Source organism: Paenibacillus sp. FSL H7-0714 (assembly GCF_038003765.1).
Taxonomy (GTDB): domain Bacteria; phylum Bacillota; class Bacilli; order Paenibacillales; family Paenibacillaceae; genus Paenibacillus_AQ.
Window position 1 is genome coordinate 6249387 of sequence record NZ_JBBOPT010000001.1, and the last position, 16819, is coordinate 6266205.

The following is a 16819-nucleotide window of genomic DNA, read 5'->3' on the forward strand; positions in this document are numbered from 1 at the left end:
AATAATAGAAGAGTTCTTTTGGTTTCACGCCAGAAATGAGATAATATGTGTATAAAGTATGGCGGTGCATATACCGTTCAAGGGGGAGCTACGTATGAAGATTACTTTTATTGAACCGACTCCAAGTCCAAATACGATGAAGCTACATTTGGACGAAAGTTTAGAACCCGGAATTCGCAGAACCTATACTCCAGAAAGTGAGCGTTCCGCACCTGCTTGGGCACGTGAAATGTTAACGATACCGGGCGTTATTAGCATTTATCATGCTGCTGACTTCGCAGCACTTGAGCGCAAAGGCAATGCCGATTGGGCAGCCATTCTAAGAGAAGTTCAAAGCCGCTTCGCTAACAGCGAAGGTGTAACTGGAGATTGGAGCCTAGCTGACGAGAATGCCGGTGCTCATTTTGGGGAAGCGCAGGTCTTCGTCCAATTGTTCCGCGGAATTCCGATGCAAATCCGCGTAAAAACGGGCGCGAATGAAGAGCGCATATCCTTAGCTAACCGCTTTACTAAAGCGGTTATGGATGTGGCTAGCGCCGTGATGATCAAAGAGCGCAAGCTCACTGATTACGGTGTGCGTTATGGCGAGCCCGCGGACATTGCGCGCGAGGTCGAGCAAGAGATCGAGGCAGCGTATCCGCAGGAACGCCTCGACTCCCTCGTGCAGCAAGCCATTGCGCACGGAGCCGAAGGTGAGTTCGTCGAGCAAAGACGAACTCGCACACAGGATGAGCTGCTGCGAGACCTGAAGCATGAGGATTGGCGCGTGCGCTACGCCGCGCTAGAGGATCTTACGCCGACGGCGGAGCTCCTGCCGGAGCTTAAGGCGGCGCTACACGATCCCAAGCTGCATATTCGCAGGCTTGCGGTCGTGTATCTAGGCGACCTTCGCACGCCTGAGGCGATGGAGCTGCTCTATGAGGCGATGGCTGACAGCGCCCCAGCCGTAAGACGTACGGCTGGCGATACGCTATCCGACATCGGCGATCCTGCCGCCACGCCAGTGATGACGGCGGCGCTAACAGATAAGAGCAAGCTTGTCCGCTGGCGCGCAGCTCGTTTTCTTTATGAAGTTGGCACATCCGAAGCTCAAGATGCGCTCACACTTGCAGCAGATGATCCAGAGTTCGAGGTTGGCCTTCAGGCCAAGATGGCTTTGGAGCGTATCGCCTCAGGTGAAGCCGCAGCAGGCACCGTATGGCAGCAGATGTCAGAACGCCGTCGTAATTAACATGGAAGTACCTGATTTTGTCATTGCTTTGAGAAGTAAACTTGCTTTATACTAATTCCTGTTGTTTATAAATGAATGAAGTAAAGATAGCCTCGTCATACTAAGATGAGGTAGAGGTCGCGGATATAAAGAGTACGCGTGTGGAGACGTTAGAGCCGTCTATGAATCACGCCGAAAGGAATATCCGCCGAAGCTTGCGCTGTAGCTCTTACAGCGGTGCAGGCTGGGGCCGTTGCCGAAAGGCACGGAACTGTCACATTGTACAGCCTGCGTAAGTAGCAGACTGCAGTGTGTTGCGCTATCTTCACAGGGAGTATGATGCGGAGCTGTATAGATGGAAGCCGCAGACATAGTTTGCGGCTTCTTTGCGTTTACAGAATTTGTATGTTTCGTACAGTCATCCATAACCTTCTGGAAATCACGAAGTATACCTCCCGCCTTGCGGGAGTCAGCAGCTCAGCACTCCCCGTTCATGAACAGTAAGATTAGATCATAAGGAGTGTCATATTCATGCAGGGCAATCAGCAAAACCCAGCGCAAGGCAACATAAATCAGCCTGCGCTAAAAAAATCGTTCAAAGCAAGACATTTGACCATGATCGCGCTTGGCGGATCTATTGGTACGGGTCTGTTTCTAGCCAGTGGCGGCGCGATCGCTTCAGCAGGACCTGGTGGAGCGCTTCTAGCTTACACGGCAGTGGGTGTAATGGTTTATTTTCTCATGACTAGTCTTGGGGAGCTCGCCACCTATTTACCGGACTCCGGGTCCTTCAGTACCTACGGCACTCGTTTCGTCAGCCCCGCCTTTGGCTTCGCCATCGGCTGGAACTTCTGGTATAACTGGGCGGTTACGATTGCAGCAGAGCTATCAGCGGCTACCGTCATCATTAAATATTGGTTCCCGGACAGCCCTTCCTTTCTCTGGAGTCTGGTGTTCCTACTGCTGATGTTCGGCCTAAACTTCCTATCTGCTCGTGGCTACGGGGAATCAGAATATTGGTTTGCCATTATTAAAATCATTACCGTTATCGCCTTCCTCGTTGTCGGTGTCCTCATGATATTCGGCATTATGGGTGGAGAAGCCGTAGGCTTCAGTAACTTCCAAATCGGGGGCAGCTCCTTCCACGGTGGCTTCTTCGCCTTCGTCGGGGTCTTTATGGCAGCCGGATTCTCCTTCCAGGGTACCGAGCTAATCGGCGTTGCTGCTGGTGAGAGCGAGAACCCACGCCGCAACGTCCCTATTGCGATCCGCCAAGTATTCTGGCGTATATTAATCTTTTATATCCTTGCTATATTTGTAATCGGAATGTTGATTCCTTATACGAATCCAGATCTTCTGCGTGGAGGCATCGATGATATCGGAGTCAGTCCGTTTACGATCGTGTTCAATAAAGCCGGGCTTGCAATTGCTGCATCCGTAATGAATGCCGTCATTCTCAGCTCTGTACTGTCGGCAGGGAACTCTGGAATGTATGCTTCCACCCGTGTCCTGTATGCAATGGCTAAGGATGGCATGGCTCCGCGCGCACTGGGTAAGCTCAATCGCCGTGGTGTCCCTGTTGGCGCTTTGCTAGTAACTACGGCTGTCGGAATGCTCGCCTTTCTCGCTTCATTCTTTGGTGACGGTGCCGTATATAACTGGCTACTGAACGCCTCTGGTATGTGCGGATTTATTAACTGGTTGGGTATTGCGGTCTGCCATTACCGTTTCAGACGTGCTTTTATAGCACAAGGGCATTCGCTAGATGAACTACCTTACCGAGCTAGATGGTTCCCATTCGGACCTATCTTTGCCTTAGGACTTTGTATTGTAGCTATCCTCGGTCAGAATATGGGCGCCTTCTCAGGTGGAAATATCGACTGGTATGGTATCGCCGTTTCCTATATCAGCTTGCCGCTGTTTGTCTTGATCTGGGTCGGCTATCGCTGGTTCCGGAAGAGTAATATTATTCCTTTGGATAAATGCGACCTAAGTACTCACCCAGAATAAAATAGACCCGGTAAAAAAAACAAAAAAGGGACGTCCTGTAGCCATTTAGGCTTATGGGATGTCCTTTTTGGTTATCCTTCTATTCCCAGGTCACAAACACTTTGAGATCGCCCGTATTGTCAAAAGCAGAACTGGAGTAAGATACATCCTCTAGTCCAAGCTTATATAGCTCCTGCAGGTCATTCTTTAGTTTAGTCCCACTCCCTTGATAACGGAATAATATAGACACCTCACCGGAGGCAATTGCCTTATTCGCTAGCCGAGTCAGATCTCCTACCGAACGTACAATTAGCTCCTCAGCATATAGCTCATAATTGAGATCCTTCTGAAGCTGTTTATAGACAGCCGCATTCTGTCCACCACGCTCCGCAAGCGCAGACAAGGTCTTATGATAGCCTACAGAAGCTGCCGGATAAGACTTCGTCCAGCTATGGTCCTGACGCATCTGCGCATCCGTTCTCAAGTAGTATGCTGTGCTAACCACACCTGCCTTATCAGGTGTCGGGTCATCCCAAGTCGTGTCGAGATGATACCACCGTCCATCTAACAGCACAAGATTCCAGGCATGCAACTGGCTACGTCCTCCAGGCTGTTTGGCTGTACCCTCAACGATTTTATTCGTGAATCCAGCCTCCTTTAACAGCTTATAGGTCAACAGCGAATACCCTTGGCAAACGGCGCTGCCACTCTTCAATCCTTCATAAGCCGTATATTTACGATACGAAGTATCATACTTCAGATGAAGCACAACCCAATCGTGGATAGCCTTCACCTTCTGATGATTGTTCATGCCCGGCGTTATGATCTTCTTCAGCGCAGCCTTCACTTCTTTGTTTACAAAAGCCGTCTGCTCCAGCGTCTCCAAATATTTCACTTCCACCGTAACTTTTACAGAGCTTGCGCTTCCTCGATAAGTATACCCGTAGCTGTCTATAATGTAATACAAATAAGGGTCACTAGCCATCGCTTGATCCAGAGCCGCTTGTATTTTCGTTTTCAAATTTGAAGCTTTGCTCTCATAAGTAAAAGTAATGGTCTCCCTGCGGTTGTTCATTGCACCCGTTAGCTTCTGCGCTACTTCATTTACAGAACGAAGGGTGGGGGAACTCGATGCCGCATAAGCATTACCCCAGCCCCAATAAATCATCGGTGGAATAGCAGCGAATATAATCACTCCTCCCAGAATGATCTTTACTAATGTGAAGCGTTTTTTCCACATATATATTCCGTTCCTCCGGCTCCTATAGACTTATAATGAACCCCACCATTTAATAGATAATGAGCGTTTTGGCAAAAAAAGACTGCTCCCTGTAGAATAATTCTACTCTGAGAACAGTCTATATGCTAGACCGATGTGTTTTATTCGCTTAGTGGTGTAATGATATAGGTCTCTCCGATTACAGTTTCAAATTCCATCTCTATCCCTATTCGTGAACCATCTGGTCTTTGAATGAGTAAAGGCTCGCAACTAACAATTCTACATAGCTGTCCATGAGTAGAGGTCAGTTCTGCCTTCTTTAAGCGCCCCTCGCTCCATTCTATATTTGTGATAAAGCCGCCTCGTGCTACCAAGCCTTTCACACTACCTTCAGACCATTCTTCTGGAAGAGCGGGTAATAATTCAAGCCCTTCCTGATGACTCTGCAAGAGCATCTCAGCAACTCCGGCCGTAGTTCCGAAGTTACCGTCAATCTGAAATGGAGGGTGATTACCGAATAAATTCGGCAGACTTGAATCTTGCAAAATACGACGTAAACAGCTATACGCACTCTCTCCATCCTTCAAACGCGCATATAGATTAAGTAGCCAGGCTGCACTCCAGCCCGTGTGTCCGCCCCCGCCTTCCAAGCGCTTCTTAAGCGATAACGCTGCCGCCTCCGCTAGCTCTGGTGTGGAGGAAGGACTAATTACATTTCCAGGATATAAATCATACAAATGAGAGACATGGCGGTGCCCAGGCTCTTGTTCAGCAAAATCCTCATTCCATTCACGAATACGTCCGTCCGGTGCAATCCCAGGATGAGCGAGTCGTTCCTGTTTCTGGCGTAGCTCCTGCCTCAGCTGGGCATCGGTATTCAAAATCTCAGCAGCCTGAATGCAATGCCTGAACAGCTCAGCGATCAGCGATAAATCCATAGCTGAGCCAGCTGAAACACTGCATGGCGTGCCATCAGCAGTCAAGAATACATTCTCCGGTGAGGTAGACAGACCCGTTGTCCAGCTTCCATCAGGCAGCTCTACCAGCCAATCCAGACAAAATAACGCGGCTCCCTTTAACAAAGGATAAGCTGTGTTTCGCAAATATTCCTCATCTGGACGGAAAGCGTAACGCTCCCACAATTGGCGAGAGAGCCAAACGCCTCCCATTGGCCAAAATGCCCACATCGCCTTGCCGTCTGACGGAGACGTCATACGCCACAAATCTGTATTATGATGCACCGTCCAGCCACGTGCGCCATAATGAATATTTGCTGTACGGCTGCCAGCCATACTAAGCTCCGTAATAAAATCGATTAGAGGTTCGTGGCATTCACCCAACCCGCATAACTCGGCTGGCCAATAATTCATTTCAGTGTTTATATTAGTCGTATAATTGCTGTTCCATGGCGGCTGAAGATAGGGATTCCAGATCCCTTGCAAATTCAGAGCTTGCGTCCCCGGTCGTGAGCCAGCAATCATCAGGTAGCGGCCATACTGGAACAGCAGCGCTTCTAGCGCAGAATCTGCCTGCCCCTCCTGATACCGTACTAGTCGCTCATCCGTGGGAATCTCTATCCGGGAGGACGAAGGTGCAAGCGTCAACTCCACGCGGCGGAACAAGGACTGATGATCCTCTAGATGGCGCTGCTTCAGCTCTGCATATCCATTAGAGGACAAAGCCAATTGCTCTAGGCACAACTCCGAAGGTAGCTTACCGCCGCTTCCTGGCATCCGGTCATACCCGGCATAATCGGTTGCGGCAGCTAGGCGGATCGTAATGGAGCGCGCACCTGAAACCGACAACATGCCGTTCTCAGCATTACATTTGCCGCCATCTGTACGGATCTCCATTGCAGCGGCAAAACTTATGCCAAGACCCTCTTCGTATAATACGGCACGCGGATGATCTCCTACATAATTATCAGCCACATGCGATGGAGCACGACCGGTCATCATCAGCGCGCCATCCGGAGTGATCTCTAGTCGGAAAGGATGCGGCGAAGTCAGATCCACTGAGAAATCCGGCAAAATACCCAGCCCCTCTTTCCCCTCTGCACGGATATGAATGACTATAAGTTCATCTGGTCTGCTGGCCAAAACTTCGCGCACAATCCTTACATCCCCAGCAGTATAGGATACCGTAGCAAGCGCTTGATCCAAATTAAGCTTCCTCTGATAATCCTCTACAGGACCACCAAGATTGAACTTCATTCGCAAGTCTCCGAGCGGTTGATAGGATTCAGTCCGTCTGCCTAACATCTTGGCATCCACTAGTGCTTCCGCTTCCTTGTATTTCCCCTCTGCCACTAATTGTTTGGCCGGAGCCAAATGACGCAGCGCCTCATAATTAGCTGTATCCCGCGGAAAGCCCGACCACAAGGTGTCTTCATTTAGTTGAATTAGTTCTTCTTCCGTTCCGCCAAAGATCATACCGCCCAAACGGCCGTTACCCACGGGCAGTGCCTCTTCCCATTCAGCCGCCGGCTGCTTATACCAGAGATCATGCACCCCAGTGTTCTTACTTTCTCCCACGTATATTCCTCCTATCCTATAATTACAGATGAAAAGAAATCGGCGGGAAGCCCGGACTTTCGTTCGGACTTCCCGCCATCTTCATGCTTTTATTTTATTAGCCGTGTTTCAGGAATAATTACTCATTCCAAAGTTTCACGCGTTGTTTAACCAGCTCTTCACGTAAATCTTCAGCTTTCGTCACACCAGCTTTATCCAGTTCAGCCATGTAAGCATCCCAAACTTTGTCGAAATCAGCTGGTTTGGACAAGATGGCTTCAGGAATCCGTTTCCAACTGATATCCTTCAGCTTGTTGTCGAGAACGACAATTTCGCTATCCCCAGGAATCGTGATGTTCCATGCCGCGCCCCAAGGTTTAACTTTGAATTCATCTTCATTTGGGAAGAGGTCTTTCCAAGTTGTTGCTTTATAAGCAGCAAGTGTTTCTTTTTCAACTGCATTGTAGCCTACAGTTACTTGCTCAGGGAAACGAGTTGTATAGTAGTTTCCAGTTGGATCCAATACGCCGTCACCATAGTGAGCGCTAAGCAGAGCATAGTTTGATCCGACATTGCCAAGTCCTGTTTCTTTTTGGAAATTGGTAGTGTCATTATATTTACGGTTGTTCACATCTTCAGGAATGACGCGTTTGCCGTCAACTACGTTGTAATGCTTGCCTTCGATACCCCAGTTAACCAATACTTGACCTTCATCGGAAGCTAAGTAGTCCAAGAATTTAATTGCACGTACCGGATCTTTAGCATCTACACTGATCCCAATGCCGTTACCACCCATAAAGCCTGTAGGCCAGAAGGAAGTTTCTTTGTACTCTTCAGACAGGGTTACTGGATAGTGTCCGTATCCTTGATCCAGCTTACCTTCAGCTTTCAATGCTCTTTCTCCATCGCCATAACCCCAGTCTTGGTCGATCAAACCAATAACACGGCCGGTAGCGATTTTAGCTTTGTACTGATCATACTTTTGAACGAAGCTTTCCGGGTCAAGCAATCCGATATCGTTCATATGGTTGAGCCAGCGGAAATATTCTTTCTCGGCAGGACGACGGAAGTGATAAGTTACTTCTTGTGTGTCGATATCAATTGCATATTCTCCATCATCAGGAGAGCCTGTAGTAGTGAATGCTGGGTTAGTTACTGTAATGTACATGTACCAATCATCTGCATTTAGGGTCAGACCGATGTTTTTGTTACCATTTTCATCAGTTGGATGTTTTTCCAGGTAAGCCTTGATTACGTTCTCATAATCTTGGACAGTTTTAATTGCAGGATATCCCGCTTCTTTAACAGCACGGTGTTGTAGTTCAAATCCGCCGCCAGCATCAAAGTATTTGTTATCCACACCTGCATACGTAGGAATAGCATAGATCGCGTGGTCATCGTCACTGTAGCGTGAGCGTTTCATGCCTTCTTCGCCTAATACTTTTTTGATGTTCGGAGCATATTTTTCAATCAGATCTGTCAGATCAAGCATTGCGCCTGCATCCACCAGCTTGCTTACGTCGGTCTTGGCACTGATCAGATCCGGATAATCACCGCTTGCTGCGATCAACGCTACTTTCTGAGCAGGGTCACCAACCGCGTATTCAGCATTCAAGGTAACTCCTGTTTTTTCCGTAATCACTTTACCTACTTCATCTTGCATGCCTGTCCAGTTCGGGTTAGGGTCAGCACTGAAGAAAGTCATCGTGAGCGGAGAAGTATCCTCAACCGCATTGGCCGAATTAGCCGCATTCCCCTTATTTGTTGCATTTCCAGCTGCATCTCCAGCTGCATTATTGCCGTTGTTTCCACCACAACCTGCGAGCATGCCGAGCATCATAATAGAAGTAAGTGTAAGTGCCGTTGCTTTAGCTTTTATTTTTCTATTATTCCCCATTACATAAACCCTCCTTAAAATTGTTTATCTATCGTATCACAGATAAATCCTGTTAATACTTATCCCAAAACTTCCCACAAGAAAAGAAAACGGATACAAAACACTCTTAAAGCTTAGGGGAGACTATGCTCCCCTATTAGCTGTGATTAGCTCTTCACAGCGCCAAGTGTCATACCTTGAACAAAATATTTCTGAATGAACGGATACACCAACAAAATTGGCACGGTTACGACAATCGTAATCGCCATCTTGATAGACTCTGGCGAGACCTGATTCGAAGCTAGAGAAGCAATGTTTGAGCGGTAATCGCCACCATTACCACTGGTTGTACTCTGCAGAACCTTCATCAGTTCATATTGCAATGTTGTCAGATGAGGGCTTGAACCATTATACAAATACGTATCAAACCATGCATTCCATTGACCTACCGCTAGGAACAGTGCGATTGTTGCTAGGGCCGGCTTCATCAGCGGCAGGATGACACGCCAGTAAATGGTAAAATCATTCGCTCCATCCAGCTTCGCCGATTCCTGCAGTGCATACGGCAGTCCGTCAATGAAGGAGCGGATGACGAAGACGTTAAAGGCACTAACCAGTCCAGGTAATACATAGACTGCAAAGCTGTTCATCATATGGAGATCCTTGATTAGCATGTATATTGGAATCATTCCTCCAGAGATATACATGGTCATCGCCAAGAATGTGGAGACGAACTTGCGGCCTGCAAAATCAGGACGGCTGATCGTAAATGCTAGCATCGAGGCACTGATCAGACCGAACAAAGTACCGACGACTGTCCGCAAAGCGGATATTTTAAACCCGGTGATCAGCCCTGCGAAACTGAAGATTTTTAAGTAATTGTCCCAGGTAAATTCCCGAGGATAAATGGTGATGCCGCCGCGCACACTATCCACTGAATCATTCAGCGAGATAGCAAGCACATTCAGAAACGGATAGATCGTGATTACAACCACGAACAGTATTACAAAGTACACTATGAAGTCAAAGATCCGGTCTGACCACGACTTTCCGGTGATAGCTGTGTTTCCCACTGTAACGCTCTCCTTTCATGAAAAGGGCAATATTGCAGCCACGATTGGTAGAAGGGCCTTCTGTGTTACAGAAGGCTCTCTTTAGTTGTACGCTTGAAGATTCCATTAATCGTAAACAGCAGGATTACACTGATCACTGAGTTGAATATATTGATCGCGGTACCGTAGGAATATCTCGCCATGCCTAGTCCGTATTTCAGAGAGTACAGATCCAGCACCTGAGAGTAGTCGGTAACGAGGTTATTTCCAAGCAAGAATTGTTTCTCAAAGCCGATATTCAGCAAATTACCAATCGACATAATGAGTAGCACTGTAATGGTCGGCCGGATACCTGGAAGGGTGATATGCCATACCTGGCGGAGCCTGCTGGCACCGTCTACTCGGGCCGCTTCGTACAGTTCAGGTCCAATACCCGAGATGGCCGCAAGGTAGATAATCGCATTCCATCCGGTTTCTTTCCACACATCTGATAAAGTAACGATTCCCCAGAAGAGATGGCCCTGAGCCATGAACTGGATAGGTGAATCTATAAATCCAATTGTTAACAAGAGATCGTTTACAAGACCATTTTCGCTAGATAACATTTTAGTTACAATTCCCGCTGCAACCACCCATGATACAAAGTGAGGCAAATACGAGACGGTCTGAGCAAAACGTTTAAAAAATCCAAGACGCAATTCATTGAGCAATATTGCAAACGTTATCGGAAAGATAAAGCCTGCGACCAAGCCCATTCCACTCATCGCCAGCGTATTACGTAGCGCCAGAAGGAATTGCGAGTCACTGAACAATGTCTTAAAGTGTTCAAAACCTACCCATTCTTGTTCAAAAAAGCCACGTGCGGGCTTGTACTTTTGAAAAGCCATCGTCCAGCCCCATAATGGGAGATAACTGAAGACGAATGCCCATATTACAAAAGGTATCGACATCAGCCACAAATACTTTTGATTCTTAAAGCTTCTCCAAAACCGTCCTCCTGAAGCAGGCTTTTTGTTGCGCATTCGGGTGTCCGGCGGGATTTGAGCAGTTACTGTGTCCGCTTTCATAAAGCCCCTCCTCTCTATGCCTTAATTCTAAAACTTTGTAAGCGATTGCAGTACCCTATAAATTCGACTTAAAATCAGGTGAAAATTAGAGATTTTTGTCCGGGGTGAATTCTCATTTCGCTCCTCGACACAGGGGGGCTAATGCTGCTGGCGTTTGCATTATTCTTTGGATTGGACTCCTAAAAACACTTTGCTTGCTGGATATTAGTCACTACGAGGAATATTCGAACTTTTGATCGCTGGTTCTTCGAAATTTCTAACTAGGCTTCTGGTAACCAGCCACTACGCGGAATATTTGGACTTCCGATCGCTGTTATCCTCAGATTTCCTGATTTGAACCGCTTCTCGCGGTAGAAATCCGAGGATAAAGGCGAACGCTCCGCTTCTACAGTTCCAAATATTCCTCTTCGTTCTTCTACCAGTCACCAATTTAAAATTAGAAGCTTTCAACGCTTCTACAGTTTCAAAAATCCCTCTTCGCTCCTTAACCAGCAGATGTTTAGAACCCTGATTCTAATGAAAATGCATTAGCCCTCCACCCGCATAAGCTTAAGCAGGTGTCTATTTAACTACATTAATACTTCACCACGTACAATTGGTGGGAGTAGAAAAAAAAAGACCTGCGGGCTGTGGTCAGAAAAACATCTGATCCACAGCCGCAGGTATATCAAACAAGAACACTACACCATCCTTAGATGCTTTTTCGATAAGAAGTTGGTGAGATTCCTACATATTTACGGAACTTAGCGTTGAAATAATCGGGGTTCATATACCCTACCTTCTCGGCCACCTCGTATACTTTCATCCCTTGCGTCAGAAATTCCTTAGCCTTCTCAATCCGGACTTTATCCACGTACGTATTGAAGTATTCTCCTGTGGTGTTCTTGAACATTTTACCGAGGTAAGCGCTGTTGTAGCAGAATAACTCGGATAAGGTCTCCAGCTTTAGGTTCTCATTGTAGCGACGGTTGATTATTTCTGTAATTTTCTTAATTTCATTTCCACGACCACTGGTCATCTGACCCGCAATTTCTTCGAGAAATGAGACAGCCTGATCCTGCAAATCAGACAAATAATAACTTTGATAAAGCTCCCCTATTGGAGGGGAATGCTCTGCTGCATAGGTGCGAATTTCCGGATATGTAGGCTCCAGACGGGCCAGGACAGTACTAAGGAGTCTCACAAAGGTCTCTTTAATTCGCAATTCGTCGCTGCCCGCAGATACAAGTTCAGCACAGATAGTCAGCACTATCGGTCGAATCGCGCTCAGACTTCCGGTTTCTACTGCAAGCAGCAGACGACTCTCCGTCTCCTGATCCTCTTCAGTCTTCTCCTTCATCTCCATCAGAAATCCTGAAGGATCTGTACTGATGATGATCCCCTTTTTGAAGAAGAAGGAACGTCTTAACAGTTCACGTGCTGAATTAAACGATTCTCCCACCATTTCAGGTCGAGGTACTACTCCCCCCGCTACTGCAATGAAGTCGTAACCCTTTGGTTCTATCACTGCAGATAATCCCTTATATAATTCTTCCCGCTTGCTCGCGCTCTGGTCCGGATCCTTCATGAGAATGCCCAAATACTGTGACAATGTAAAGAATGATGCATTAGGATGATTACTAAAATGCTGTTCCATTACTGTTTTGATTCCCCGGAGATCCTCATCATTTGCACCAGCTGTTTTTCTTAATTCAATGAGAATGACTTCATAATTCCCCTGATCGAGTCCTAGCGCATCCACATGTCTGCTAAGGTCCTCCTCCAGTTCTTCCTCTGAAGTTGGCTGCAGAAGCGCTCGGAGTAAAGTTTCCCTATTGCGAGCGGGCTCCTCCTCATTCCAGTCACTGAACCGTTGCTCCTGCTCGATCGTTTCATGTAGCTGTTCCAGACATACGATCATCTCATCCTCATCCACTGGCTTCAGCAAATAGCCGTCGATCCGATATCCAATCGCCCGCTTAGCATATTCAAAATCAGCATGTCCACTTAAGATGAGCACATGACTTTCCGAGCCTTCTTTACGAAGCTCACTAATCATTTCCAGACCGTCCATTCCAGGCATACGAATATCAGCAACGATCAGCTCCGGGTAGAAGGTATGATACTTTTCAAGTGCTTGCAAGCCATTAGCTGCTGTAGCTACCACCGTATAACCGAGCTTCTCCCATGGGATCAGACTTCGAAGTCCTTCCCGTAGCTTCGGCTCATCATCGACAATCATCACTTTTATCATAGATTGTTGTCCTCCATTGGTATGCAGAAGAAAATAACCGTTCCTACATTAGGTCTACTTTCAATCGTTAGCCCATATTCTGCGCCGTAGGATAGTTTTAGCCGGTCATGTACATTACGAAGTCCAATTCGCTCACCTTCACGCTCTTCCTTACGCTCAAGCGTGTTCAGTAATTCCTCCAGCTGAATTGGAGATATTCCTACTCCGTTATCTGTAATCGTAAATTTAGCATGATCCCCAACTTGTACAACTTCCACCGTCACAAATGCACCTTCCATCTTATTATCCAGTCCGTGGATTACTGCGTTCTCAACAAGTGGCTGAATAAGAAGCGGGGGCATATAAAGAGATTCAACGGCAGGGTCTATAGTAAATTGATATTTCAACCTCTCCTCATAACGGAATTGCTGAATATCCAAGTAACAACGTACCACTTCTAATTCCTGACTAAGCAAAATTTTACTTCGGCCTACCTCCAGGTTACTGCGCATCATTTTACCTAGAAGACGTACCACACGGGCAATTTCCACTTGCCCCTTCATGTGAGCTTCCATCCGAATCGCTTCTAGTGCATTGAATAAGAAATGCGGGTTAATCTGGCTGGCCAGCATTTTGAATCGTATATCATTTTGTTTCTGTTCCAGCAGACTATTCTGAGCATTGGATTCCTGTACCTCATACATCAAATCATTAATGCTGCGTACCATGGAATTGAATTGACGAGCTAACAGGGCGATTTCATCCTTGCCATCAATCTTTAATGTCGTATCAAAATCCCCAGTACTGACTCGGTTAATATGTCTGCTTAAATGCAGCAATCGTCGCGAAAACAACGAGGAGAAGCTATATATAATTAAAAAGGCCAATAAAACACTTATCGCAACCACAGTAATCGAAAGCTTAATCACTTGATTGGGTTCTTTAACTATACTTTCAATCGAAAAAACAGATATAATTCGTAGTGCATTTCGGCTGGCTTGTGGTTTAAGCTCCTCGATCACAATTTTGGAAGCTTCACCATCTACTACCGCTTCATAGCTTCCACTTCCCTGACCCAAGAGCTTCGTGTCAAAAGAAACATCCACCAGCTTTTTACCTGTCCGATCTTTCCGGTTCGCTGCAATGATATTGTCTTGATCATCGACGATCATGGTATCAAAAGATTCCTGGCTTAGAATGGATGCAAGCTGCTGACTGTTCACATTAATAACGAGTACACCGATCTTACTGGAGCCCTCCAGCTCGATTTTGCGAACAAGACTTAAATAATTCCGCTTATCACGCTCATCTTCGATATATTCCCAACCGACAAGACTATCGTACCGCTGTGCTCTCTGATACCACTGGCTCTCCTTAATCTCAGGTGAAGGATTAATCAGCTCCCAGTTATTAAGCAGCGTAGCGTTGTCAGTGTATAAGCGAATGTTGGATATATCTTTATACAACCTTAGATACTCACGCATATCCGAGTAATCGCGGTAAGCTTCCACCACATCATAAGTGCTAACATACTGACGTATGGCAAGTCTCTTCAACCGTGCATCATTGCTCAAGCGATATGCGATATCTTGAGATACACCGATGACTTCTTCTGTTCTTTTCTTTACCCGATCTACGTTGATTGAAGCTTGTTCCAGTGCGCTCTGAAACGCCATGGTCCTCATCTCAAACGTAAGATAACCGCCTACCAGTAATACCGGAAGTAACGTAGTAAGTAAAAAAGCAAGCAACAGCTTATTGCGGATTTTGATGTCATTCAACAGCTTAACAATCCATTGGAACATGGCCTTCCGCCCCCCGAAACCTTCACTATCTCATGCAGAGTTTAACGCTGCCCTGGAGATACCCCATACTTTACAGAAGAAAAATAGGAACGGCAACAACTTCGAATACAGCCTATCCTTAGATCAATAAACGTGATGGTCATAAAAAGGTCCTTCGCCATATGCGAAAGACCTTTTTTATCAGACATATCAAGCATAAACCTTTCGGCGTCCTTAATTATTGGCGGTACGCTGCCAGCTTGTTATTCAGTTCGCGGGTCTGACCGTAGACTTCCTGATAGAGGTTAAATAAGCCGTCATAGATTGCCGCTTGCTTCGGATCTGGTTTATATACATCCGCAGGACGGATGAAAGCTTCTGCACATGCACTAAGTGATGTGAACCAACCGCTACCGTAAGCTGCCAACATCGCTGCTCCCATAGCCGGACCTTGCTCACTTTCAAGCTTCACGATGGATGCATTGAAAATATCTGCTTGCATCTGGAGCCATGCCTCATTTTTAGCCCCGCCACCGATCGCAATGATTTCTGTAATCTCTTTACCTGAATCACGTACAATCTCGATAGATTCACGTAGCGAAAAGGTAATGCCTTCTAATACAGAACGTGTAAAATGTGTCAACGTATGCCCTGAATCCATACCAATAAAGCTTCCGCGAATATTCGCATCTGGATGTGGTGTACGTTCCCCTACGATATAAGGTGTAAAGAGCAGTCCGCCGCTACCCGCTGGAATGGAAGCTACTCCACTTAGCAATTCATCAAAGCTTTTGTCTGCCGCAAAGGTTTCTTTGAACCATGTAAGGCTATGACCAGCCGCTAGAGTAACGCCCATGATATAGTAGGCATCTTTTTCACCATGGTTGAAGAAATGGACTTTGCCTTCGAGATTCAAGTCTTTGTTGCTCTCATAGGAAAGAACTACACCAGATGTACCAATACTGCACATCGTCCGGCCTTCACCAAGGACACCTGCTCCAAGAGCCCCGCATGCATTATCCGCACCACCAGCAAATACCTTTGTTGAAGATAAAAGACCTGACGCTTCCGCAATATCCGGCAATAACGTTCCTGTCTGCTCAAAGGACTCTACCAGTCTAGGACAAAGGGAAAGCGGCAGTTCAAAAGCTTCAGCAACTTCAGCACTCCACGTTTTAGAACCTACATCTAATAGAAGCGTTCCTGCAGCATCGGAATAATCCATCGCATAATCACCGGTCAACCGGAGACGCACATAGTCTTTTGGCAACAGGAACTGATACGCTTGTGATAATACCTCAGGTTCATTCTCTTGTACCCATAGAATTTTAGGAAGTGTGAAGCCTTCCAGTGCACGGTTTCTAGCAACCTCAATAAGCTTTGCTCCGAGCGTCTTCTCTATTCTTCTGCACTGTGCAGTAGTACGAGTATCATTCCAAAGAATGGCCGGACGAAGCACTTGCCCTTCCTTATCCACTAGTACCAATCCGTGCATTTGCCCGGAGAAGCTAAGACCATCAACTTGTGATGGGTCTATGCCCGATACTTCAATCAGACGACGAAGACTGACCAGCGTGCCTTTTACCCAGTCCTCAGGATTTTGTTCGCTCCAGTTCGGCTGCGGTCTGCTTAGCGGGTAGGACTCGGAATGCTCAAAAGCCACCTTGCCCTGTGGGTCCACTAGAACAGTCTTCACTGCGCTAGTGCCCAAATCTACACCTATAACGTATTTCATTGTTGACCTCCTAAAAGTTTTATGAGCGCTTACTTCGTTGAAATACTCCGAATAAAACTCGCTTCGTAAGCATCCACTTAGTTTTATGAGCGTTTCTAGAATATCTTTGTACAAAAAGGGGGCTGCCGAAGAATGCTCTCTTCAGCAACCCCCGTTGCATTT

10 protein-coding genes and 1 riboswitch are annotated in these 16819 nt (G+C 46.6%); of the genes, 2 read left to right on the forward strand and 8 right to left on the reverse strand.

Annotation, left to right across the window (positions count from 1 at the left end):
- Positions 1-94: 94 nt before the first annotated feature.
- Positions 95-1231: a virulence factor gene (locus NST34_RS28060; RefSeq protein ID WP_042191874.1), complete on the forward strand. Its 1137-nt coding sequence runs from the start codon at positions 95-97 to the stop codon at positions 1229-1231.
- A 103-nt stretch (positions 1232-1334) separates the two neighbouring features.
- A riboswitch (Lysine riboswitch) is annotated at positions 1335-1540 on the forward strand.
- A 201-nt stretch (positions 1541-1741) separates the two neighbouring features.
- Positions 1742-3220, forward strand: coding sequence for an amino acid permease (locus NST34_RS28065; protein WP_042131059.1), 1479 nt, complete (start codon positions 1742-1744; stop codon positions 3218-3220).
- 79 nt (positions 3221-3299) lie between these two features.
- Here the strand turns inward: NST34_RS28065 and NST34_RS28070 are convergent, their stop codons facing one another.
- From NST34_RS28070 to xylB, 8 genes are all read right to left on the reverse strand, one after another.
- Positions 3300-4439, reverse strand: a complete 1140-nt coding sequence (locus NST34_RS28070) for a transglutaminase domain-containing protein (RefSeq protein ID WP_341129192.1) — start codon at positions 4437-4439, stop codon at positions 3300-3302.
- Between the two features lie 140 nt (positions 4440-4579).
- Positions 4580-6952 carry a glycoside hydrolase family 95 protein gene (locus tag NST34_RS28075; RefSeq protein WP_341129193.1) on the reverse strand — a complete coding sequence of 791 codons (2373 nt, stop codon included), beginning with the start codon at positions 6950-6952 and terminating at the stop codon, positions 4580-4582.
- 118 nt (positions 6953-7070) lie between these two features.
- Complete coding sequence (locus tag NST34_RS28080; protein WP_076285489.1) at positions 7071-8828, reverse strand: ABC transporter substrate-binding protein; 1758 nt, start codon at positions 8826-8828, stop codon at positions 7071-7073.
- 146 nt (positions 8829-8974) lie between these two features.
- Positions 8975-9880 (reverse strand): carbohydrate ABC transporter permease, encoded by a 906-nt coding sequence (locus tag NST34_RS28085; protein WP_042191881.1) that lies wholly within the window; start codon positions 9878-9880, stop codon positions 8975-8977.
- A 65-nt stretch (positions 9881-9945) separates the two neighbouring features.
- Positions 9946-10881 carry an ABC transporter permease gene (locus NST34_RS28090; protein ID WP_231573511.1) on the reverse strand — a complete coding sequence of 312 codons (936 nt, stop codon included), beginning with the start codon at positions 10879-10881 and terminating at the stop codon, positions 9946-9948.
- Positions 10882-11617: 736 nt separating this feature from the next.
- Complete coding sequence (locus NST34_RS28095) at positions 11618-13159, reverse strand: response regulator transcription factor (protein WP_076300668.1); 1542 nt, start codon at positions 13157-13159, stop codon at positions 11618-11620.
- Positions 13156-14943 carry a sensor histidine kinase gene (locus NST34_RS28100; RefSeq protein ID WP_341129194.1) on the reverse strand — a complete coding sequence of 596 codons (1788 nt, stop codon included), beginning with the start codon at positions 14941-14943 and terminating at the stop codon, positions 13156-13158. The genes NST34_RS28095 and NST34_RS28100 overlap by 4 nt, the downstream gene beginning before the upstream one ends.
- Positions 14944-15160: 217 nt before the next feature.
- On the reverse strand, positions 15161-16657 hold the full coding sequence (xylB, locus tag NST34_RS28105) for a xylulokinase (RefSeq protein WP_341129195.1): 1497 nt from the start codon (positions 16655-16657) through the stop codon (positions 15161-15163).
- Positions 16658-16819 lie beyond the last annotated feature (162 nt).